Origin of the sequence: Streptomyces sp. MMBL 11-1 (genome assembly GCF_028622875.1) — a bacterium.
Taxonomy (GTDB): domain Bacteria; phylum Actinomycetota; class Actinomycetes; order Streptomycetales; family Streptomycetaceae; genus Streptomyces.
In genome coordinates this window covers 5,850,730-5,871,380 of the sequence record NZ_CP117709.1, presented here as the reverse complement: position 1 = coordinate 5,871,380, position 20,651 = coordinate 5,850,730, and the positions used below count along the sequence as shown (strand labels likewise).

17 protein-coding genes and 1 riboswitch are annotated in these 20,651 nt (G+C 71.6%); of the genes, 13 read left to right on the top strand and 4 right to left on the bottom strand.

Translation table 11 applies throughout. The annotated features are described in order from the left end of the window. Window positions 1-64: 64 nt before the first annotated feature. Entirely contained in the window at window positions 65-757 is a 693-nt protein-coding gene (locus tag PSQ21_RS26275; protein WP_274033538.1) for an AAA family ATPase, read from the bottom strand. A gap of 175 nt (window positions 758-932) precedes the next feature. Further along, a riboswitch (glycine riboswitch) is annotated at window positions 933-1,030 on the top strand. A gap of 174 nt (window positions 1,031-1,204) precedes the next feature. On the opposite strand from PSQ21_RS26275, the gene gcvT reads away from it, so the two are divergent. The 6 genes from gcvT (at window position 1,205) to PSQ21_RS26245 (ending at window position 6,647) form a co-directional block, all read left to right on the top strand. Continuing rightward, entirely contained in the window at window positions 1,205-2,329 is a 1,125-nt protein-coding gene (gene gcvT, locus PSQ21_RS26270; protein ID WP_274033535.1) for a glycine cleavage system aminomethyltransferase GcvT, read from the top strand. Window positions 2,330-2,460: 131 nt separating this feature from the next. After that, window positions 2,461-2,838: a glycine cleavage system protein GcvH gene (gene gcvH, locus PSQ21_RS26265; protein ID WP_274033534.1), complete on the top strand. Its 378-nt coding sequence runs from the start codon at window positions 2,461-2,463 to the stop codon at window positions 2,836-2,838. 19 nt (window positions 2,839-2,857) lie between these two features. Continuing rightward, window positions 2,858-4,117 carry a serine hydroxymethyltransferase gene (gene glyA, locus PSQ21_RS26260; protein WP_274033533.1) on the top strand — a complete coding sequence of 420 codons (1,260 nt, stop codon included), beginning with the start codon at window positions 2,858-2,860 and terminating at the stop codon, window positions 4,115-4,117. Window positions 4,118-4,319: 202 nt separating this feature from the next. Next, window positions 4,320-5,705 (top strand): L-serine ammonia-lyase, encoded by a 1,386-nt coding sequence (locus PSQ21_RS26255; protein ID WP_274033531.1) that lies wholly within the window; start codon window positions 4,320-4,322, stop codon window positions 5,703-5,705. Window positions 5,706-5,985: 280 nt separating this feature from the next. After that, a complete protein-coding gene (locus PSQ21_RS26250; RefSeq protein WP_274033530.1) occupies window positions 5,986-6,258 on the top strand; it encodes a hypothetical protein in 273 nt (90 codons plus the stop codon). Beyond that, the gene (locus PSQ21_RS26245) at window positions 6,255-6,647 is read left to right on the top strand and encodes a type II toxin-antitoxin system VapC family toxin (protein WP_274033529.1); all 393 of its coding nucleotides are present in this window, start codon (window positions 6,255-6,257) and stop codon (window positions 6,645-6,647) included. Before PSQ21_RS26250 ends, PSQ21_RS26245 begins: the two co-directional genes overlap by 4 nt. A gap of 292 nt (window positions 6,648-6,939) precedes the next feature. Here PSQ21_RS26245 and PSQ21_RS26240 read toward each other — a convergent pair whose 3' ends face one another. Beyond that, window positions 6,940-7,647 (bottom strand): hypothetical protein, encoded by a 708-nt coding sequence (locus PSQ21_RS26240; RefSeq protein WP_274033527.1) that lies wholly within the window; start codon window positions 7,645-7,647, stop codon window positions 6,940-6,942. Between the two features lie 943 nt (window positions 7,648-8,590). Between PSQ21_RS26240 and PSQ21_RS26235 the strand changes: the two genes are divergently transcribed. The 5 genes from PSQ21_RS26235 (at window position 8,591) to PSQ21_RS26215 (ending at window position 15,927) form a co-directional block, all read left to right on the top strand. After that, a complete protein-coding gene (locus PSQ21_RS26235; protein WP_274033525.1) occupies window positions 8,591-8,782 on the top strand; it encodes a hypothetical protein in 192 nt (63 codons plus the stop codon). A 96-nt stretch (window positions 8,783-8,878) separates the two neighbouring features. Then, on the top strand, window positions 8,879-9,871 hold the full coding sequence (locus PSQ21_RS26230; RefSeq protein ID WP_274033524.1) for a hypothetical protein: 993 nt from the start codon (window positions 8,879-8,881) through the stop codon (window positions 9,869-9,871). A gap of 26 nt (window positions 9,872-9,897) precedes the next feature. Beyond that, a complete protein-coding gene (locus PSQ21_RS26225) occupies window positions 9,898-11,931 on the top strand; it encodes a hypothetical protein (RefSeq protein ID WP_274033522.1) in 2,034 nt (677 codons plus the stop codon). Next, a complete protein-coding gene (locus tag PSQ21_RS26220; RefSeq protein ID WP_274033520.1) occupies window positions 11,928-12,884 on the top strand; it encodes an AAA family ATPase in 957 nt (318 codons plus the stop codon). Before PSQ21_RS26225 ends, PSQ21_RS26220 begins: the two co-directional genes overlap by 4 nt. Further along, window positions 12,877-15,927 (top strand): TIR-like protein FxsC, encoded by a 3,051-nt coding sequence (locus PSQ21_RS26215; protein WP_274033519.1) that lies wholly within the window; start codon window positions 12,877-12,879, stop codon window positions 15,925-15,927. The genes PSQ21_RS26220 and PSQ21_RS26215 overlap by 8 nt, the downstream gene beginning before the upstream one ends. 92 nt (window positions 15,928-16,019) lie before the next feature. On the opposite strand, the gene PSQ21_RS26210 is transcribed toward PSQ21_RS26215, so the two are convergent. Together PSQ21_RS26210 and PSQ21_RS26205 are read right to left on the bottom strand one after the other, a co-directional pair. After that, entirely contained in the window at window positions 16,020-16,238 is a 219-nt protein-coding gene (locus PSQ21_RS26210) for a hypothetical protein (protein ID WP_274033517.1), read from the bottom strand. Window positions 16,239-16,421: 183 nt separating this feature from the next. Further along, entirely contained in the window at window positions 16,422-16,808 is a 387-nt protein-coding gene (locus tag PSQ21_RS26205) for an ArsR/SmtB family transcription factor (RefSeq protein ID WP_274033515.1), read from the bottom strand. A gap of 95 nt (window positions 16,809-16,903) precedes the next feature. Between PSQ21_RS26205 and PSQ21_RS26200 the strand changes: the two genes are divergently transcribed. Next, a complete protein-coding gene (locus PSQ21_RS26200; protein WP_274033513.1) occupies window positions 16,904-18,889 on the top strand; it encodes a heavy metal translocating P-type ATPase in 1,986 nt (661 codons plus the stop codon). Between the two features lie 231 nt (window positions 18,890-19,120). Continuing rightward, window positions 19,121-20,638: an alpha/beta hydrolase gene (locus PSQ21_RS26195; RefSeq protein ID WP_274033511.1), complete on the top strand. Its 1,518-nt coding sequence runs from the start codon at window positions 19,121-19,123 to the stop codon at window positions 20,636-20,638. Window positions 20,639-20,651 lie beyond the last annotated feature (13 nt).

Sequence of the window (20,651 nt, the reverse complement as noted above, 5' to 3'; positions counted from 1 at the left end):
TGCCCTCTCTCCACCGCCTCGGCCGCGCCTCGGCGGCCCTCTGCTCCGGCCAGCACCTTAACCGTCACTGGACGGTGGAAGCCTCGGCGGCGGTGAAGGAGATACGGCCGAGCGCCCCCGCGGCCCCGCGGTCCAGCAGCACCGCGGAGGTGCAGCCGGCGGGCAGCAGGCCCTGTTCGGTGTCGCGGAGCAGCCGGGCGACCGCGTGCCGGTGGCGGGCGAAGGCGTAGCCGGAGACCCCGCGCCCACGCTCGCGCTGCCCCTGCCGGGCCACCTCGGGCGTCACGTCGAGCAGGATCAGATGGAGGGTGCGGCCCCGGCTCACGGCGTGCCGGGCGAGCCAGCGGCGTACCCAGGTCTGGGTGCCGCAGTCGTGCACCACGACGGATTCACCGGAGCGCAGGGCGCTCCAGAGGCCGAGGTAGTGCGCGGCGCGGACCAGGGGGCGGTAGAGGGCGTAGGGAAGTAAGCGGGGCAGGGCGGCGGCCCAGCTGTCGCGGGTGTTCTGGGAGTCGATGGCGCGGCCCCGCACGGTCCGCCGGATGAGCGTCGACTTCCCGCTGCCGGGCAGTCCGGAGACCACGACGACGTCACCGGCGGTGAAATCGAGGCCGTACGGCCCACAGTCGGTGCGCCCGCGCAGGTCACGTACCACCGGCGCGCCCTCCGTCAGCAGCTCCCGTACGGGAGCCGCGGGCTGTGCGGGCATCGCGCCGCGCGCGACCCCCGCGGTCGGTGCCGACCGCTGCAACGTCATCGCCCATCCCCCTGCCGTCGTGTCCCCCACGCCTGCCCCTGAAGTGTAAAGAAAAGGCAATGCGGCACAACCGGCTCCGGGCCTGTTGCGGCCGTCTTCACCTGCAGGGGGGCCTGACCCCCCACTCTCCCCCCATGCATGCGATGATGACCCCGCCAACTGCATACCGGCCGTTCGAATCCGCGCGGGAGAGTTCCGGCCACAGTGTGAGCCGGGCGCCGAAGGAGCAAGATCCTCCCTTGAATCTCTCAGGCCCCGTACCGCGTGGATGAGGCAGATCTGAAAAGCGAGCCGTTCCGCGGCTCCACCCAAGGTGCAAGCCGAGCCCCCTGATCCGGGGTGCCCTCCAGGGGCATACCCCGTCGGGGGCTATCGGCGAACCTCTCAGGTTCCGATGACAGATGGGGGGGATTCGTCCTGACGTCGTCATGCCCTGGAGCCGTATCCATGAGCACTGCCCCCCGTCTCACCGCCCTCGACACGCTGCACCGCTCGCTCGGCGCCACCATGACCGACTTCGCCGGCTGGGACATGCCCCTGCGGTACGCCAGCGAGCGCGACGAGCACAACGCCGTACGCACCCACGCCGGTCTCTTCGACCTGTCGCACATGGGCGAGATCACCGTCACCGGGCCCGAGGCCGCCGCCTTCCTGAGCTACGCGCTGGTCGGCAACATCGCCACCGTCGGCAACGGCCGGGCCCGCTACACGATGATCGTCCAGGAGGACGGCGGGATCGTGGACGACCTGATCGTCTACCGCCTGGGCGAGACGGAGGCCCCCGAGTACATGGTCGTCGCCAACGCGGGCAACGCGCAGATCGTGCTGGACGCGCTGACCGCCCGCGTCGGGGGCTTCGACGCCGAGGTGCGCGACGACCGGGACGCGTACGCGCTGCTCGCGGTCCAGGGCCCCGAGTCGCCCGCCATCATGAAGGCCGTCACCGACGCCGACCTGGACGGGCTGAAGTACTACGCGGGCCTGCCGGGCACGGTCGCCGGGGTCCCGGCGCTCATCGCCCGCACCGGCTACACCGGTGAGGACGGCTTCGAGCTGTTCGTCGCGCCCGAGCACGCCGAGCGGCTGTGGCGGGCGCTGACCGAGGCCGGCTCCCCGCACGGCCTGATCCCCTGCGGGCTCTCCTGCCGGGACACGCTGCGCCTGGAGGCGGGCATGCCGCTGTACGGACACGAGCTGACGACCGCGCTCACCCCGTTCGACGCGGGCCTGGGCCGGGTCGTGAAGTTCGAGAAGGAGGGCGACTTCGTCGGGCGCGAGGCTCTGACGGCCGCCGCCGAGCGCGCCGAGACCGCCCCGCCGCGCAAGCTGGTGGGCCTGATCGCCGAGGGCCGCCGGGTCCCGCGCGCGGGCTTCCCCGTCGTCGCCGACGGCAAGGTGATCGGCGAGGTCACCTCCGGCGCCCCCTCCCCGACCCTGGGCAAGCCGATCGCCATGGCCTACGTGGACGCGGCCTTCGCCGCCCCGGGCACCGAGGGCGTGGGCGTCGACATCCGCGGCACGCACGAGCCGTACGAGGTCGTCGCGCTGCCGTTCTACAAGCGCCAGAAGTGATGTTCCGGAAGGACCGGGACTCCCCGGGCCCTTCCGGCCGCGCGCAGACGTCACGGAAGTGACGTACCTCCATCTCACACCGTAAGACCACCGTTCATCAGCACTCCCCCGCGTACAGGAGAATTCAGGTCATGAGCAACCCCCAGCAGCTGCGGTACAGCAAGGAGCACGAGTGGCTGTCGGCCCTCGAGGACGGCGTGGCCACCATCGGCATCACGGAGTACGCGGCCAACGCGCTCGGTGACGTCGTCTACGCCCAGCTCCCGGAGGTCGGTGACACGGTGACCGCGGGCGAGACCTGCGGCGAACTGGAGTCGACCAAGTCCGTCAGCGACCTGTACTCGCCGGTGACCGGTGAGGTGACGGCGGCCAACCAGGACGTCGTGAACGACCCCTCGCTGGTGAACTCCGCTCCCTTCGAGGGCGGCTGGCTGTTCAAGGTGCGCGTCGCGGAGGAGCCGGCCGACCTGCTCTCCGCCGACGAGTACACCGCGTTCTCCGGCAACTGAGACCTTAAGGGACCCCCTGATGTCGCTTCTGAACTCCTCCCTCCACGAGCTGGACCCGGACGTCGCCGCCGCCGTCGACGCCGAGCTCCACCGTCAGCAGTCCACCCTCGAAATGATCGCCTCGGAGAACTTCGCTCCGGTCGCCGTCATGGAGGCACAGGGCTCCGTCCTCACCAACAAGTACGCCGAGGGCTACCCGGGCCGCCGCTACTACGGCGGCTGTGAGCACGTCGACGTCGTCGAGCAGATCGCGATCGACCGGATCAAGGCCCTGTTCGGCGCCGAGGCCGCGAACGTGCAGCCGCACTCCGGCGCCCAGGCGAACGCCGCCGCGATGTTCGCGCTGCTGAAGCCGGGCGACACGATCATGGGCCTGAACCTGGCCCACGGCGGTCACCTGACCCACGGCATGAAGATCAACTTCTCCGGCAAGCTCTACAACGTGGTCCCGTACCACGTCGACGAGAGCGGCGTCGTGGACATGGAGGAGGTCGAGCGCCTCGCCAAGGAGTCCCAGCCGAAGCTGATCGTGGCCGGCTGGTCCGCCTACCCGCGCCAGCTGGACTTCGCCGCCTTCCGCCGCATCGCGGACGAGGTCGGCGCGTACCTGATGGTCGACATGGCGCACTTCGCGGGCCTGGTCGCGGCCGGTCTGCACCCCAACCCGGTGCCGCACGCCCACGTCGTCACCACCACCACGCACAAGACCCTCGGCGGTCCGCGCGGTGGCGTGATCCTCTCCACCCAGGAGCTCGCCAAGAAGATCAACTCCGCGGTCTTCCCGGGTCAGCAGGGCGGCCCGCTGGAGCACGTGATCGCGGCCAAGGCGGTCTCGTTCAAGATCGCGGCGGGCGAGGAGTTCAAGGAGCGCCAGCAGCGCACCCTGGACGGCGCGCGGATCCTGGCCGAGCGCCTGGTCCAGCCGGACGTCACCGAGGTGGGCGTCTCCGTCCTCTCCGGCGGCACCGACGTGCACCTGGTCCTGGTCGACCTGCGCAACTCGGAGCTGGACGGCCAGCAGGCCGAGGACCGGCTCCACGAGCTGGGCATCACGGTCAACCGGAACGCCATCCCGAACGACCCGCGTCCCCCGATGGTCACCTCGGGCCTGCGGATCGGCACCCCGGCGCTGGCCACCCGCGGCTTCGGCACCGAGGACTTCACCGAGGTCGCGGAGATCATCGCCGCCGCCCTCAAGCCGTCCTACGACGCGGACGACCTCAAGGCCCGCGTGGCGGCGCTGGCCGAGAAGTTCCCGCTGTACCCCGGCCTGAAGTAGTACCTGGCCTGCGGTTCTGCGTGTTCCGGCGGGGCACCGCGCACACTGAACAGAGTGAGCGTGGTGCCCCGGTCCGTGTCCCCCTTCCGTTTTCGTCCCGCTTGCCCCCTCGGGCCCCACCCCGGCCCGTTCCGCACCACCCGGCCCGTTCTCGCACCACCCAGGCAGACAACGGCGTCTTCCAACCCCAAGGAGTTCTCCCGTGGCCATCTCGGTCTTCGACCTCTTCTCGGTCGGCATCGGCCCGTCCAGCTCCCACACGGTGGGCCCGATGCGCGCCGCCCGGATGTTCGCGCGCCGACTGAAGAACGAGGGTCTGCTCGCGCACACCGCCTCGATACGGGCGGAGCTGTACGGCTCCCTCGGCGCGACCGGCCACGGGCACGGCACGCCCAAGGCGGTCCTGCTCGGCCTGGAGGGCGAGTCGCCCCAGACCGTGGACGTGGAGTCCGCCGACGGCCGGGTCGAGGAGATCCGCGGCAGCGGCAGGATCAACCTGCTGGGCATGCACGAGATCCCGTTCGACTTCGACGAGGACCTGGTCCTGCACCGCCGCAAGGCGCTCCCGTACCACGCCAACGGCATGACGATCTTCGCGTACGACGCCGAGGGCGCCCCGGTCCTGGAGAAGACGTACTACTCGGTCGGCGGCGGCTTCGTCGTCGACGAGGACGCCGTGGCCGGGGAGAACCCGATCGTCCCGGACGACACGGCCCTCAAGCACCCGTTCCGTACCGGCGACGAACTGTTGCGGCTCTCGCGGGAGACGGGTCTCTCGATCTCCTCGATGATGCTGGAGAACGAGCTCGCCTGGCGCACCGAGGCGGAGATCCGTTCCGGGCTGCTGGACATCTGGCGCGTCATGCAGGCCTGCGTCTCGCGCGGCATGTCGCGCGAGGGCATCCTCCCCGGCGGCCTCAAGGTCCGCCGCCGCGCCGCGAACTCGGCCCGCCAGCTGCGCGCCGAGGGCGACCCGCAGGCCCACGCGATGGAGTGGATCACCCTGTACGCGATGGCGGTGAACGAGGAGAACGCGGCGGGCGGTCGTGTCGTCACCGCCCCCACCAACGGCGCGGCGGGCATCATCCCCGCCGTTCTGCACTACTACATGAACTTCGCGGCCGGCGGCTGCACCGAGACCGAGAAGGAGGACAGCGTCGTGCGCTTCCTCCTCGCGGCCGGTGCGATCGGCCTCCTGTTCAAGGAGAACGCCTCGATCTCCGGCGCCGAGGTCGGCTGCCAGGGCGAGGTCGGCTCCGCCTGCTCGATGGCGGCCGGAGCCCTGGCCGAGGTCCTCGGCGGCTCCCCCGAGCAGGTGGAGAACGCCGCCGAGATCGGCATGGAGCACAACCTGGGCCTGACCTGCGACCCGGTCGGCGGCCTCGTCCAGATCCCCTGCATCGAGCGCAACGGCATGGCGGCGGTGAAGGCGGTCACCGCGGCGCGGATGGCGCTGCGGGGCGACGGCAGCCACAAGGTCTCCCTCGACAAGGTCATCAAGACCATGAAGGAGACCGGGGCCGACATGAGCGTCAAGTACAAGGAGACGGCGCGGGGCGGGCTCGCGGTGAACATCATCGAATGCTAGGCGGATAGGGCCCTGACCAGCGCTTTTGTATCCTTCAGCGCTGTCGGGGCCTTCCCTTCCCTGCTCACGCGGCGGAAAGTCCCTGGAATCTCGCTGGGACCTCCCTGGGACCTCCCTGGGACAGACGTGAGAGTCCCCGCGGAGTCCCTGACAGGTCCCTCGCCGATGGGCGCTCGACCGGGAAGTGCGCGACACCCGCGCACCGATGGATGTCCCTTCGACACACCCGCTCGGAGAATCGCCCTCATCCAATAACAAGAGTTTTGTTAAACTCGGTCTCATGGCTACCTCCCAGGCGCCCGGCGAAGGACCCGTCCGGCCCGTGTCGGTCTCCCTCCACGAAGGCACCATCGCTGCCCTCAAGGCACGTACGGGCAAACGAGGCATGTCCGCCTACGTCGAGACCCTCATCCAGCGCCAACTGGAACGGGACCGGCTGCGCGAGCTCATCGAAAACGCGGAAACCGAACACGGCCCGGTCGATCAGGCGGCGGTCGACGCCAAACGCGCCATTCTCCGCGGCGACGCCGCGGGCTCGGCGGACGCCTCGTGAGTGGCACGCTCGTCCTGGACTGCGAAGGCCTGTCCCAACTGGTGCGACGCACGCCGGAGATCACCGAGTGGCTGGTCGCGGCCGAAGCCGAAGACATCCGCGTCGTCACCAGCTCCGTCACCCTCGTCGAAGCACGCGACCCCAGGGTCGACCAGGCCCGCTTCGACTACGCGGTCTCCCGCGTGAACATCATCCCGCCCACCGAAGCCATCGCCCGCCGTGCGAGCAAGCTCCTGGCCGCGGCCGGGCTGCACGGCCACAAGTACGCCCTCGACGCCATCGTGGCCGCCACCGCACTCACCTCGCCAGCCCCGGCGACCGTCCTGACATCGGACCCCGAAGACCTCCTGATGCTCTGCGGCCCCCGTATCCGCGTCATCAAGGTCTGACCGCGAGGCCGCGACCCGACCCACCGCCTGTGTCGAATCAGAGCGCTGCGCGGAAGGCCTCTGGGGTAGCCCTCCCCAGCCGACCGGACGCCGGCTCGACCGCGCTGCCGCCACGCGAAGGCCGACCTGACACAGACCTCTGAGGCTTCTGGCGGCATGGACGCGGGCGAGACCATCACCATGTTCGTCAGCAACGGCCTGGCCGCCGCGAGCTTCCTGAGGAGACGGTCCGGGGCGGGCTCGTGGTGAACATCATCGAGTGCTGACCCCGTAGGCCCCGAACAGCGCTTCTCTATCTTTCCGTGCTGTCAGGGCCTTGGCCGTCGCCCAGCAGCTCGGGGAGGTTGATGAGCCCGGCGGCGGGGTCGGGGCGGCCCTGCACATAGGCCAGGTGGGCCGCTGTCAGGTGGGTCAGCCGCGCCGCTTGCAGGACCAGCGCACGACGGGCTCCGTCCGATACGGATCCGCGCTCCACGAACAGGGAGGAGAGGCGGGCGACCGTCGCCGCCCGACGGGCGATACGCAGGTCCGCGTGCCCCTGCTCCGACCGTGTCTGCTCGTCCACGAGGGCGAATCGCCTGGAGGGCGGGAGTGCCGTGCGCTCCGCCGCGGCCGGGACCTCCTCGTTCAACAGCGCGCCGAAGCGACTTGTCTCCACGGCTCGGAGGTACACCTCCCTCTCCAGCCGGCGCAGCGGCCCCGCCGCAGCCCTCCTGTCCCTCCCGTCCACGTCCCACAGAGGCCACAGCTCCATCTCCGCCACTTCCTGGACATCGAGGAGGCCTGTGGTAACCGCGTCCGACCGTTGGGTCACCAGGTGTCGCCGCACGCGCGTCCCGAGTCGCTCACTTGTCTGACCCACCCAGAGGGGTTCGCCGTCGTAGTCGAAGAAGGCGTAGCAGCCGCAGCGGGCGTCAGCCCATTTCCGCCCCTGCGCGTCCTTCTCGTTGAGCGCCTCCTTCAGCATGGCCCGGAGGCGTTGGACCCTCTGTACAGGCAACTCTCCGATCGTGGGGCGGAACGGCGTCTCGGAAGCCAGGGGAGCTCGGCGCCCCTCAGCTGCCGGGGTCGAGGCTGCCGGGGTTGTGGGTGCCGGGGTTGAGGCCCCTGCTCCTTCCGTCGACGCGAGGGGCGGTTGCGCCGCCGCTCCGGGAGGCGGGAGCGTGGAGCGCGTGCGGGCCGCTCTACGGATCTCGTCCAGTTGGCCTTTCGTGGTACTCCAGCGCGTGCGCCACTCCTTGAGGCGAGGGTCGTCACGCGATACCGGTGCGGATGAGTCGTCGTTCGAGATCAGCGAGCGGATGAGCGACATGGTGGCGTCGACCCCCGGCATCCTCTTGCCGTTCAGCACGTCGCCGACGGTGGACTTGGAGAGTTCGGGCTTGTGCTTCGCGGAGAGCCGGACGATCTTCGCCAGGCTGGGGTCTCCACATTCGATCTTGAAATACCGAAGCTGGGCCGCGAAGGCATGGAGGAGATCCGCTTCTGTTTGCACGTCGGGCCTTTCGCACGGGAGGGGCAGGTGGCCAGGCTAAGGGCTGTCCCGCAATTCCCGGCGGGCGCGCGACGACAGCTACGGCACCTCGCCGCGTTGTCGGAACGTCCACATACATCCAGTATGCGGACGTCCCTCCGCCTTGCGATGCACCGCATCTGACGCCGCGCGCTTATCCACCGGGAATTACGGGACAGCCCTTAGGCAACCGCTGCGGGACGGCCCCAGTCCGCTGGCCGAGATGGGACGTCGCAGGACGGTGCTGGGACGTCCCAGCCCTTCCCGGACACGGGTCATGGCGTCCCATCGCGTCCGAATCCGTCCCGGCGGTGCACCGTGCGGATGGGTTCTCCTGCTGGGATTGCCGCACGGCAGCCCCGGTCGGGCCGGGCCGAGCCGCCCGGGGCGCGCACGTCCGCCCGCCGCACACGAAGATCGGAAACCATTGATGACTCTGCACACCGTGCTCGTCGCGCTGCTCTGCGGCCTCGTCCTGTTGATGTTGACGGCAGGCAGTGTGTACCTGTGTTGGCAGCACCCCGGCATCACGGGCCCCGTCACCGCCGGCGCGACCGTGGCCGGCGTTCTCATCGCGGCAGGCGGGGTCGCCGTCGCCGCGGCCCGCCGGGGCGACGGCTGATCGGGATCACGGGCGGCGCCCCAACCTTCCGCGTCCGCCGACTTCCCGACCTGCCGATTGGTACGCTCGGGCGAACGACGCCCGGGGGAGGTGCGCATGGTGCCGCGGTTGGTGTTCGTCCACGGAATCGGCCCACTTCGGGACACGGAACGTGAACGGGCCGCGTGGATCGACGCGTTGGCCCGCGGGATGCGCGCGGCCGGTCACTCGGCGGTCGCCGGGCGGCTGACCGGCGCGGACGCGGGGCTCTGTTCCTTCGTCAACTACGCCGACCTGTACGCACCCCCCGAGGCCCAGGGCGGCGGCGGGGCGCGTGCCGAGGGCGAGGCGAGCGAACTCCTCGCCGAGCTTCTCGTCGAACTGGTCGCCGGACACACGTCCGCGCACACCACGCGTGAGGGCCCGCACGACACCGACCGGCAGCACCGGGCGGGAGTTCTGGCCCACGCGCGCGCCGAGGCCGACACGGGCGGCCAGGCCCAGGGCAGCCTGGCCGTGCTGCGCAGGGCGCTGAACGTGACGACCACTCTCCTGTCGCTCAAGCCGTGGGGCGGGGTCGCGTATCGGCTGACGCCCAAGCTGATGGTCAAGGGCCTCACTCAGGTGTCGCGCTACCTGGCGCGCGGGGAGCAGGACGCTTCGGGGCTGACCCTCGACAGCCGCGTACGGAACCGGGTGCACGAGGCGCTCGGGGACGCCCCCACCGTCGTGGTCGCGCACTCTCTCGGGACCGTTGTCGCACTGGAGGCCTTGCACGAGCACCGGGGGACAGTCCCCCTCCTCGTCACCCTCGGGTCCCCGATCTCGATGCGTACGGTCGTCCGGCCCAGGCTCCTTCCGCAGCCGCCGCGCACACCCGAGCGGGTCGAACGATGGCTGAACTTCTGGGACAAGGACGACATCATCGCCGTCCGCCCCCTGCTCGAACGCGATGTGCTGCCCAACGCGTCCGGGGTGCTTCCCCGCAGCAGCCGCATCGACTCGGACGGGATCTGGGTCCACTCCGCCGAGAAGTACCTGGCCCAGGCTGCCGTCGCCGGTCCCGTCGCCGAGGCCCTCATGGCCGCAGAGCGCCGGCCCGCCACATGAGTGAGGGGCCCCGCCATCTTCTCGTCGTGGCACCCCAGTGCTCATCGATGCAGAAGCTCACCCGCCTCGGTGAGGCGGCTTCCTCGTTGTACGACGCGCTGGCCCACCCGGACCTGGGCGGCTGTGCTCCGGGCCTCCCCGGCGACCGTAGCGCCCTGATCGCCGGCGACGGGCTGACGAGTACGGAGATCCGGAAGGTGATCGCCGAGGCGATCCGGTACGCCGAGGACAGGCGGGCGGCCCTCGTCCTCGCGCTGCTGGGGCACGGGTTCGTGCCCGGAAGCACGAACACGCTGTACCTGATGGGGGACGACTCCACCGAGGACGCGACCGAGCGGGCGGTCAACGTGGGCGAACTCCTCGCGGCCGCCGCGAACAAGCCCGACATCCCGAGTGTGCTCGGGATCGTCGACACCTGTCACGCCGCCGGCGCGACACCCCCGGGGCAGGACCTCACCGGCGGTGCCGGCAACGGGCGCACCCGGCTCGCCGTGCTCATGGCGTCGTCGGTCAGCCAGCAGGCGTTCGACCTGTCGTTCTCCAGGAAGCTCGCCCGCCTGATACGTGACGGTGTTCCCGGCGCGGGCCCCCGGCTGGGGGTGGACGACGTGCAGGGGGCGCTGCGCGGTTCCGTCGTCGGACAGGACGTGACGGTCTCCCAGCACGACGGTGAGCCACTCGCGGGGGAACGTGTCTGGGTCACTCACAACACGCGGGTCCGCCACGCCGCCGGCGGGCTCGTCGGGCCGATGGCGCGCGAGGACCTCGCCGAGGCCTTCGGCGCACTCGCCGCCGACCTGCCGTCCCCGGTCGTACCGCACGACGTGAAGTCCGCGCTCGCGGCTCTGGAGTTACTCGAAGGGCTCCGCCCGTCCCCGGCCCGTGACCGGGCCGAGGAGGCCATCCGCTTCCTGCTCATCGCGGTGCGGACCGTCGGGTTCCTCCGTGACTGGCTCGGCGGCGAGCTGACGACGGCCCGCCTGCGCCACGCCCTGCGCCTCCTGCTCGCGTCGGAGCGCCGCGCCCTGCCCTCCGTTCTGCCCGAGTTCACCGACGTCGCGATCCTGGACCAACTGGTCTTCGACCATCCGGTGACCCGGAGGGACGGCAAACCGTCGGTCGCCGCTTTCGTGGTGCGCCTCGGCCTCGCCTCCGACAAGGACCTGAACTCCCCCGAACTGCTCGCCTGGGCACGGTCCGTGGACGCCCAGCAGGAACTCAACGACGCCGTGACCAAGGCCCTCGACGACCGGGAGGACCACCAGCTGCGGCTCGCCGTCAGCCTCGACTCCTCGCTGACCGGCGGCTGGCCGGAGACGGTGAGCGCGTGGCTGCTCCAGAACGGGGACCTGCTGGACCGGCGGGACTTCAGCTGCCCCACCGTGGACCGAGGAGGGGCGGAGGCGGCGATCGAGGAAGCTGCCGACTGGGCCGAGGCGCACGCGGAGGCCCTGGGGCGGCGACTGCGCCGGCTCGACGTCGCCGTGCCGAGTGCCGTGCTGCTGGAATGGCGACCGGAGGAGGCCGGCCAGGCCCTGCGCTTCGGGGTGCAGTACGACGTCGTACTGCACTGGAGCAGACGGCTCACCCCCGATCCCCTGCTGAGGCGCATCCAGGGCGCGGTGAGCGAGCGGTGGGAGGAGATCGCCGCCTGTACCGGCGGTGTACCGGTCGACTGGCTGGACGACACCGACACGGTCGACCGCCCGCCGTTGCAGGAGCGGCTGCGCAACGGGCACTACCGGCAGGGCATCGGCCTGACGCACCACACCGGCCTCGACGACCAGCTGATGGAGATCCTCCTCTCCTACACCCCGGTGCTGCTCTGGCCCCAGGGGGCGGAAGGGTTCCCCGCCGACCGGCGCGGCTGTCTGGAGCTTCGGTGGCTGACCATGCCGGAAGGGCTCGGCCACGCCTACCGGCGACAGTGGCGCGGCGAGCACGCCGGTCACCTCGCCGATCTCCGGGCGGTCTGGGACGACCGCGAGTGGCTGAGGTTCTGCCGGCACGTGAGGGCCACCGTTCCCCCTGTCCAGAATACGATCAAGGAAGCCTCATGACGTGGAGTCCGTACTACCGGGGCGACGGCGTGGTAAGGCAGGAGACCCGTCTGCCCGACCCACCGCCGTGGAGGACCTTCCCCCGCGCGTCGTCCGCCGGGCTGTTCGAGCCGCCGGAAGGGCTGGTCGCCGCGGTCAACGCGGCCCTCGCCCTGCGCCGGCCCCTGCTGATCACGGGCAGTCCGGGCACGGGCAAGTCCACCGTGATCGAGCAGGTCGCGGCGGAGCTGGCGCTCGGCCCCGTACTGCGCTGGCATGTGACCTCGCGCAGCACGCTCGGGGACGCTCTGTACCACTACGACGCCCTCGGGCGCATCCACGCGCACCGGCTGGGGCAGGAGAGGACGCGCGCCGGTGCGGCTGACGCCGGCGCCGACGACATCGCGGCGTTCATGACCCTGGGGCCGCTGGGCACGGCGCTGCTGCCCTCGGACCGTCCTCGTGCGCTCCTCATCGACGAGATCGACAAGGCGGATCTGGACCTTCCCGGGGATCTGCTCGACGTCCTGGAGCGCGGTGAGTTCCGCATCGAGGAGCTGCGCCGTGAGGGGCAGGACCTCGCGCACCTGCGGATGTCCGGCGAGGATGCCACGTACCCCGTGCGCGGTGGTCATGTGCAGTGCACCGAGTTCCCCTTCATCGTGATGACCAGCAACGGCGAGCAGGAGCTGCCCGCGCCGTTCCTGCGGCGATGCCTGCGCTACACGATGCCCCGCCCCACACCTGAACTCGTCCGGGAAGTCGTGCGCCGACACCTGCGGCTCGACGTACCCGAATCGGGCCCGCTCGCGGATCTCGTCGACGACTTCGTCCGCAGGGTGGGCGACAGAGAACCTCTCGCGATCGATCAGCTGCTCAGCACCATCCACCTGCTGGACGGACCTGCGGAGATGGACGCGGCGGAGCGCGGCGCACTCATCGGCCTGCTGATGAAGAACCTGTCCGGTGCATGACCGGGCGGAAGGGCTGCGCGCCGTCGTCGCCGCACTGCGCGGTCTGGACAGAGACCTCGACGCGGTGCGGATCGCCGAGGTCCTCTGGCTCGCGGCCCAGGGCGCGGGCCCCGTACCGGGAGGCGGCGCGGGGAGCGACGAGGCCGCGCGGGAGGATCCGCACGCCCCGGTGACGGCCGATGTGCCACCGGCGGCCGACAGCCAGGCGACGGAGCCGGACCGGGCCGCGCGGAGGAGCTCACTGCACACTCCCTGGAGGGGCGGTGCGCCCGGCCCGGGAACGGCCGGTGTGTCCCTGCCCCGTGCCGGTTCCCTGCCGCGCGGCAGGGAGCTGGCACGGGCGCTGAAACCGTTGAAGCGCCCATGGCCACGCGGGCGCGGGCAGCGGCTGGATGTCGCGGCGACCGTGGCCGACTACGCGCGCGTCGGTGAACTCGCCCCCGTGTTCACCGACGAACCGGAGCGCTGGTTCGACGCGACGGTGGTCATCGACCGGTCACCGACCATGGCGGTGTGGGCCGGGACGGCCGACGACCTGGTGCGCCTCCTGGCCCGCACCGGTGTGTTCCGCACCCTCCGGGTCCGCGAGCTCTACGCGGACCCGCTCACGGAGGGCACACCGACGCTGCACGACCCCGGGGGCCGGCGCGTCCAGGAGGGCGGCGGGAGATCCGCGCGGCCCCGACGGCTCATGTTCGTCTTCTCCGACTGGGCGTCGGCCGTGTGGCGCGACGGATCGCAGTGGAACCAGCTCCGTACGTGGGCGGGCTCCGTGCCCACCGTCCTCCTCAACCCGCTGCCGTCGAAGATCTGGCGGCAGACGGGCATGGGGCTTCCCGCCGTACGCGTGGTCTCACCCGGGACGCCCGGCGTGACCAACGTACAACTGCGGTTCGTCAGAACACTTCTGATGGACCACGCGTTTCCGGGGACCACCGACCGCGACTGGCTGCCCGTCCCCGTGAGTTCCCTGTCACCCCACGCGGTCGGCCGCTGGGCCCGCACCCTCATGCTCGCGGATCCCGAGGGCTGCGAGGCACTGCTGCTGCCCGCGCCGGGGCTCGTCGAGCGGATGGTGGAAGAGGACGGGACCGAGGGCGGGGGCGGGGGCGGCCCGGTCAGTGGCCGGTCGCTCACGGACGCCTACCTGTACCGCGCCTCTCCGGGTGCGGTCCGTCTGGCGGTGCTGTGCTCGCTGTATCCGCAGGTGAGCGTCGACATGCTCCGGGTCGTACAGCAGAGCATGGTGCCGGAGGCGACCCCCGCCGACCTGGCCGAGTTCGTGGTCGGAGGACTGGTCACCGTCACCGAGGCCGCGCAGGCGGGCGGTCATCCCGTACTGCGGTTCAGGGACGGTACGCGCGAGCAGCTCATGCCCAGGCTCGGCGCCCGGGACGCCCGTCGGCTGAACAGCGCCGTGGACCGGTTCTTCCAGGGCAACTCGGGCTCGCTGAACCGCTTTTCGGCCGCCGTGTCGGATTCCGGGGCCGCCACGGGGATTCCGGTGGACCCCGAGCCCTTCGGCGAGGTGTCGGCGGGTGTCCTGCACGCGTTGGGCCTCCCCGCCGGAACACGCGAACCGGTCGGCCGCGAGGCGGCCTCCGCTGTCGAAGCCCCGCAGGAACCCGTGGCCGATCCCGCTGCGGCTGCCGCTCCTGCACCCGCTCCCGCTCCCGCCCCTGCCCCTGCTCCTGCTCCTGCTCCTGCTCCTGCTCCTGCTCCTGCGGCGGATGATCCGCAGGGCTTCGCCCCCACCGCGCCCGCGAGCTGGCCTCAGAACGTTCCCGTGCACAAGCGTGCGCAGAAGAAGGGGGAGGACGGTCGGCCGTATTTCTTTCTCAGTTACGCCCACACGCCGGGGTACGGCGGCGGCACGGACCCCGATATGTGGGTCGAACGGCTCTTCCAGGACCTCTGCGGCCATGTGACGGCCATGACCGACTTGCCCGCGGGCGCGCCCGCGGGCTTCATGGACCGGGAGATACGTTCCGGGGAGGGCTGGTCCGAGCGGCTCGGCGACGTCCTCGCCACCTGCCGGGTCTTCGTCCCGCTGTTCTCGCCGCGCTACTTCGCCAGCGAGATGTGCGGCAAGGAGTGGTACGCCTTCGAACAGCGCGCCATCCACCACCGCGCCCGCTCCAACCAGCCCGCCGAGGCCATCGTCCCGGCACTCTGGATACCGGTGCCACCGAGCCAGCTGCCTCCCGTGGCGCAGCGGTTGCGGCACGACGACCGCGATTTCGGCGAACGGTACGCCAGCGACGGACTCTACGGACTGATCAAGCTCAGACTCTTCGCCGAGCAGTACGAACAGGCCGTCTACGAGCTGGCCAGACGCATCGTCAGCGTCGCCGACTCGGTCCACATCGACACCGGTCGGCCCGTCGACCACCGCGTCGCGCCCAGCGCTTTCGGCTCCCCCGGCGTCGAAGCGGGCTCTCCCCGGCCGATGCGGATCACCATCGCGGCGCCCACCCGCGACGATCTGCCGGGAGGCCGGAGCCCGGATTACTACGGCGACAGTCCGCAGGAGTGGAACCCCTATCATCCGGACGCCGCCAGGCCGCTGGCCCGTGTCACCGAGGATCTGGTGCGCTCCCTCAACTACCAGCCCGTCATCGTCTCGTTCGGCGAGGACCGGAACGACGACAACAACCCGCCCGGCACCCCCGAGATCCTGCTCGTCGACCGCTGGGCCCTCATGGACGAGGACCACCGCCGCAGGCTCGCCGCCTTCGACGCCGAGGACCGGCCCTGGGTGACCGTGGTCGTGCCGTGGAGCCGCGACGACCACCAGAACAGAGCGGCGGAGGCCGAGCTCACCGAGCTGCTCGAAGCGACCATGCCGGCCACGCTGCGGCGAGGACGGGCCTCCCTGCGCCCGGCGGCCAAAGGGGTGCCCACCCTGGAGGCGTACGAGCATTTCCTGCCCCAGGTGGTCGAGGTGGCCGCCCGGCAGTTCCTGCGACACGCGCCGACCGCCCTGCCCGCGGCCGACCGGCGCGGCCTCACCTATCGCGCCTGGGACCACAACACTTCGTGATCACCGGCAGACGGCGGCTGCCGAAGCCGGCCGTGTGAGCGCCGCGCCACAGGAGCCCGCGCCGTCGGCGGCGCCGTTCGCCCGTCGGGCTCCTACTTCGCCGCGTCCAGCGCGGCCAGGGCCTGTGCCCAGCCGACGTACTTCAGGTCCGCGAGGTCGGCCACGGTCTTGATACCGAACGCCTCCTTGAGGAGGTCGCCCTGCCGGTCCGAGACACCCTTGAGCGCCGACACCGGGGCCGCCAGCACCTCCGGCACGCTCTTGTCCACCCACGCCTTGTCCAGCACCTTGTCCAGATCGATCGAAGCCACGCTCGTCCTCCTCGTTCCGCGCTCCCCACGAAGCGCGCGCGTATGACGGAGCCGTGCGGACTTCCGCGCGCCCCGTCATTCTCTACAGACATGTAGAGCATAGGAGAGGAGGGCGGGCCCGGCGGGCAGGGACAGGGCATCGGCCGAGATTGTCCGAAAGCCCACGCATCGCCCGTGGCGGGATCAGTCGACGGCGGCGGGCTCGGGGACCTCGGCCGGGAGGTCGCGGACGCCCAGACGCAGGTGTTCGACGTGGTAGAGGGCCTGGTCGAGGAGTTCGGCGACGTGGTTGTCGTAGAGGGCGTAGATGATCGAGCGGCCGTGGCGTTCGCCGGAGACCAGGCCGAGATTGCGCAGCAGGCGCAGCTGGTGGGAGCAGGCGGACGCCTCCATCCCCACGGCGCCGGCGAGGTCGCTCACCGAGCAGGGGCCCTCCTGGAGGCGGGCGAGGATGTGCAGCCGCGAGGGGGTCGCGAGGGCCTGGAGGGTGGCGGCGACGTCGGCGGCGCCGACCGCGTCGAGACGTTCGCGCGTGGTGGCGCTGCTCCTGGCGTCTGCTCCGTGGCCCATACCGTCATCATACGCGTGACACATGAAGACCTGTTCATGTATTCCTGTATGGTGAGCGTGTTGCCCGTCGTCCACCCGTGAAGGGGCGCTCTGTCATGTCTTCTGTCGTGGATCAACGGCCCGGGCCGGCGACCGCCGACGCTCCGCGCCCGGTGCCGCCGAGGCGGCGAACGCGCCTCCTGGCGTTGCCGGAGGCCCGGTGGGCGCTGGCCTCCCTGGTGCTGTTCCTGCTGGCGCTCCCCGTGTATCTGCTGGAGACTCCGGCGTGGGTGTGGGGCCCGCTGTTCGCCGCCAGCTATGTCACCGGCGGCTGGGAGCCCGGGTGGGAGGGGCTCAAGGCGCTGCGGGACAGGACGCTGGACGTGGACCTGCTGATGGTCGTCGCCGCGCTCGGCGCCGCCGCGATCGGGCAGGTCCTGGACGGCGCGCTGCTGATCGTCATCTTCGCCACCTCCGGCGCCCTGGAGGCGGTCGCGACCGCCCGCACCGCCGACTCCGTGCGCGGCCTCCTCGATCTCGCCCCCGACGTCGCGACCCGGCTCCGTGCGGACGGTGCCGAGGAGACGGTGGACGCCGGAGATCTGGCGGTGGGGGACGTCATTCTGGTGCGCCCCGGTGAGCGGGTCGGCGCGGACGGGCACGTCCTGGACGGGGCGAGCGACGTCGACCAGGCCACGATCACCGGTGAGCCGTTGCCGGTCGCCAAGCAGGCGGGGGACGAGGTGTTCGCCGGCACGGTGAACGGCACCGGCGCTCTGCGGGTGCGCGTCGAACGGGATCCGGCGGACTCGGTGATCGCCCGGATCGTGAAGATGGTCGAGGAGGCGTCCGAGACCAGGGCGCCGACCCAGCTCTTCATCGAGAAGATCGAGCAGCGGTACTCGATCGGCATGGTCATCGCCACCCTGGCCGTCTTCGGCATCCCGCTCGCCTTCGGCGACGACCTCCGGTCGGCGTTGCTGCGCGCGATGACGTTCATGATCGTGGCCTCGCCGTGCGCGGTGGTGCTGTCGACCATGCCGCCGCTGCTGTCCGCGATCGCCAACGCGGGCCGCCACGGCGTACTCGCGAAGTCCGCCGTCGTGATGGAGCGCCTGGGCCAGGTCGACGCGGTGGCCCTGGACAAGACCGGCACCCTGACCGAGGGCACCCCACGGGTCACCGACGTCCTCCCCCTGCCCGGGTCGGACCTGGACGAAGAGGGGCTGCTGGCCCTGGCGGGGGCGGCCGAGCACCCCAGCGAGCACCCCCTCGCCCGGGCCGTCGTACGGGCCGCCCGCGAGCGCGGCCTCGTCCTCGCCGAGGCGACCGGCTTCGCCTCCTCCCCCGGGACCGGTGTCACCGCCACCGTCGACGGCCGCACCGTCCGGGTGGGGTCCCCGGACCGCCTCGCCGCCGGCGGCCCCGGCTCCGGACCCGGCCTCGACGAGGCGGTCCGGTCGCTGGAGGACGGAGGCCGTACCGCGGTCCTCGTACTCCGTGACGACGCCCCGGTCGGCGTGCTGGGGATCGCGGACCGGCTGCGTCCGGACGCGAGGGCGACCGTGGCCGCGCTCACCGGACTGACCGGCCGTACCCCGGTGTTGCTCACCGGGGACAACGAACGCGCCGCCCGCCGGCTGGCCGCCGAGGTCGGGATCAGCGACGTGCGTGCCGGGCTGCTCCCGCAGGACAAGGTCGCCGCGGTGCGGGCCTGGGAGGCCGAGGGCCTGCGGGTCCTGGTGGTCGGCGACGGGGTCAACGACGCGCCCGCGCTGGCCGCCGCGCACACCGGCATCGCGATGGGCCGGGCCGGATCCGACCTCGCGCTGGAAACCGCCGACGCCGTCGTCGTCCGCGACGAACTCGCCACGGTCCCCGCCGTCGTGGCCCTCTCCCGCACCGCCCGCCGCCTGGTCGTCCAGAACCTGGTCATCGCCGGGACCTTCATCGCCGCCCTGGTCGCCTGGGACCTGATCGGCACGCTGCCCCTGCCGCTCGGCGTCGCCGGACACGAGGGCTCCACCGTCATCGTCGGCCTCAACGGCCTGCGTCTCCTGCGGGAGGCCGCCTGGCCCCGGCCCGCCGAGGACACCGCCTGAGCGGACGCGACCGCCGTGCCACCCCGACGCGGGGCGGCACGGCCCCCTCCCGCCGTCCGCCGCGGCGCCCGCCGAGGCGGCCTCGACCGTGCCGCTGTCGACACCTCCGCACCCGCCCGGTGCCGTCGGCTCCGTGCAGCACCTCGGACCGGGGTGCGACCTGGCGCTCTGTTACGCGCCGGTCAACTATCGATAGAGGCGTCATCACACGGGGCGGGCACGGTGTCGCCCATGGAAACGAGCAACCCGATCACACAGCCGCGCGGAAAGCCCGGCGGGATACCGCGACGCCGCCCGAGGGCGGGCGGCCGGGCCTTCTCCGTCCTGCTCGCGCTCTCCGTCTCCGCGGTGCCGGTCGCGCCCTCGGCCGCCGCGACCACGGGCGCCCGGCAGACGGGCGCCGGTGCCGCTGCCGTCGCTCCGGCGATCCGCTGGGGCGCCTGCCCGCCCGCCGACCCCATGCCCGCACCGGGTCCGCGGGTGCGGTGCGGGACGATCGAAGTGCCGGTGGACTGGTCGAAGCCGCAGGGCCCGCGGACGAGTGTGTTCGTCGCCCGGTACCGGGGCGCCGATCCCGCGAAGCGGATCGGGGTCCTGATGACCAACCCGGGCGGGCCGGGGAACCCGGGGGCCGACAGCGCGATGTACGCGGACCGGGAGTTCTCACCGTATCTGCTGAAGCGCTTCGACGTGATCTCCTTCGACCCGCGCGGCATCGGCCGCAGCGAGGGCGTCCACTGCGACGAGACCATCGCCGCGAAGATCCCGCACCGGCCGCGCGACGCCGCGGAGTTCGAACGGCTGCGCACCTTGAACGGTGAGCTGGCCAAGAGCTGCCTGCGGCAGGCGGGCCCGCTCGCCACCCATATGGACACCGAGAGCGTCGCCCGCGACATGGACGCGATCCGCGCCGCCGTCGGAGAGCGGAAGATCAGCTTCATGGGGGTCTCCTACGGAACCTCCGTCGGCGAGCGCTACGCCCGGCTCTTCCCCCAACGCCTCCGGGCGCTCGCGCTCGACAGCGCGATGGACCCGGCCGGGCCGAGCGCCGAGCGCTATCTCACCGACGGCAGCGTGGCCGTCGACGACATCTTCGAGCGGCTCGTGGCCGTCTGCGAGAAGGACACTTCCTGTGTCCTGAAGGGGCGGAAGCTGATCTCCGTCACCGAGGAGCTGTTCGCCCGGGCCGACGCGGGCACGCTCCGCGAGCCGGGCCCGGACGGACCCACCCGGCGGAAGGTCGGCGCCGACCGGCTCGTGGGCTTCCTCTACTTCGCCCTCAGCCGCTACTCGCCCGCGCAGGCCACGGAGCAACTCACCGCGCTGCACAGCGGTCGGGGCGATGTGTACCTGGACGACTCGGGCCCCGAACTCGCCTGGCGACTCGTGCTCTGCCGGGACAACGACTTCAGGATCCGCGACTACTCCGCGTACCGGGCCCTCCGGGGGCGCGTCGCGAAGGCCGCCCCGCACGTCCGCTACAACTCCCAGGCCCTGGACATGGTGCTGGGCTGCCAGGGCTGGACGCCGCCCAAGCGCCCGTCCGACCGGGCGAAAGGGGTCCTGCCGCCGGTGCTCGTGGTGAACGCCCTGCACGACGTGGCGACCCCGCTCGCGGGTGCGCGGCGCATGGCGGGCGCCTTCCCCAGGGCGTCCCTGCTCACGGTGGACACCGTGGGCCACGGGATGTACGGCCTGAAGGAACCGAGGCAGGCGATCGACGCCTATCTGAGCGGCCTGAGGGGCTGAACCGGTCCGGCCG

Bases quoted from the DNA above. Each gene is read 5' to 3' on its own strand.
- glyA (WP_274033533.1), top strand. From the start codon at position 2,858: ATGTCGCTTCTGAACTCCTCCCTCCACGAGCTGGACCCGGACGTCGCC.
- PSQ21_RS26195 (WP_274033511.1), top strand. From the start codon at position 19,121: ATGGAAACGAGCAACCCGATCACACAGCCGCGCGGAAAGCCCGGCGGG.
- PSQ21_RS26200 (WP_274033513.1), top strand. From the start codon at position 16,904: ATGTCTTCTGTCGTGGATCAACGGCCCGGGCCGGCGACCGCCGACGCT.
- PSQ21_RS26205 (WP_274033515.1), bottom strand. From the start codon at position 16,808: ATGGGCCACGGAGCAGACGCCAGGAGCAGCGCCACCACGCGCGAACGT.
- PSQ21_RS26250 (WP_274033530.1), top strand. From the start codon at position 5,986: ATGGCTACCTCCCAGGCGCCCGGCGAAGGACCCGTCCGGCCCGTGTCG.
- PSQ21_RS26275 (WP_274033538.1), bottom strand. From the start codon at position 757: ATGACGTTGCAGCGGTCGGCACCGACCGCGGGGGTCGCGCGCGGCGCG.
- PSQ21_RS26230 (WP_274033524.1), top strand. From the start codon at position 8,879: ATGGTGCCGCGGTTGGTGTTCGTCCACGGAATCGGCCCACTTCGGGAC.
- gcvT (WP_274033535.1), top strand. From the start codon at position 1,205: ATGAGCACTGCCCCCCGTCTCACCGCCCTCGACACGCTGCACCGCTCG.
- gcvH (WP_274033534.1), top strand. From the start codon at position 2,461: ATGAGCAACCCCCAGCAGCTGCGGTACAGCAAGGAGCACGAGTGGCTG.
- PSQ21_RS26235 (WP_274033525.1), top strand. From the start codon at position 8,591: ATGACTCTGCACACCGTGCTCGTCGCGCTGCTCTGCGGCCTCGTCCTG.
- PSQ21_RS26220 (WP_274033520.1), top strand. From the start codon at position 11,928: ATGACGTGGAGTCCGTACTACCGGGGCGACGGCGTGGTAAGGCAGGAG.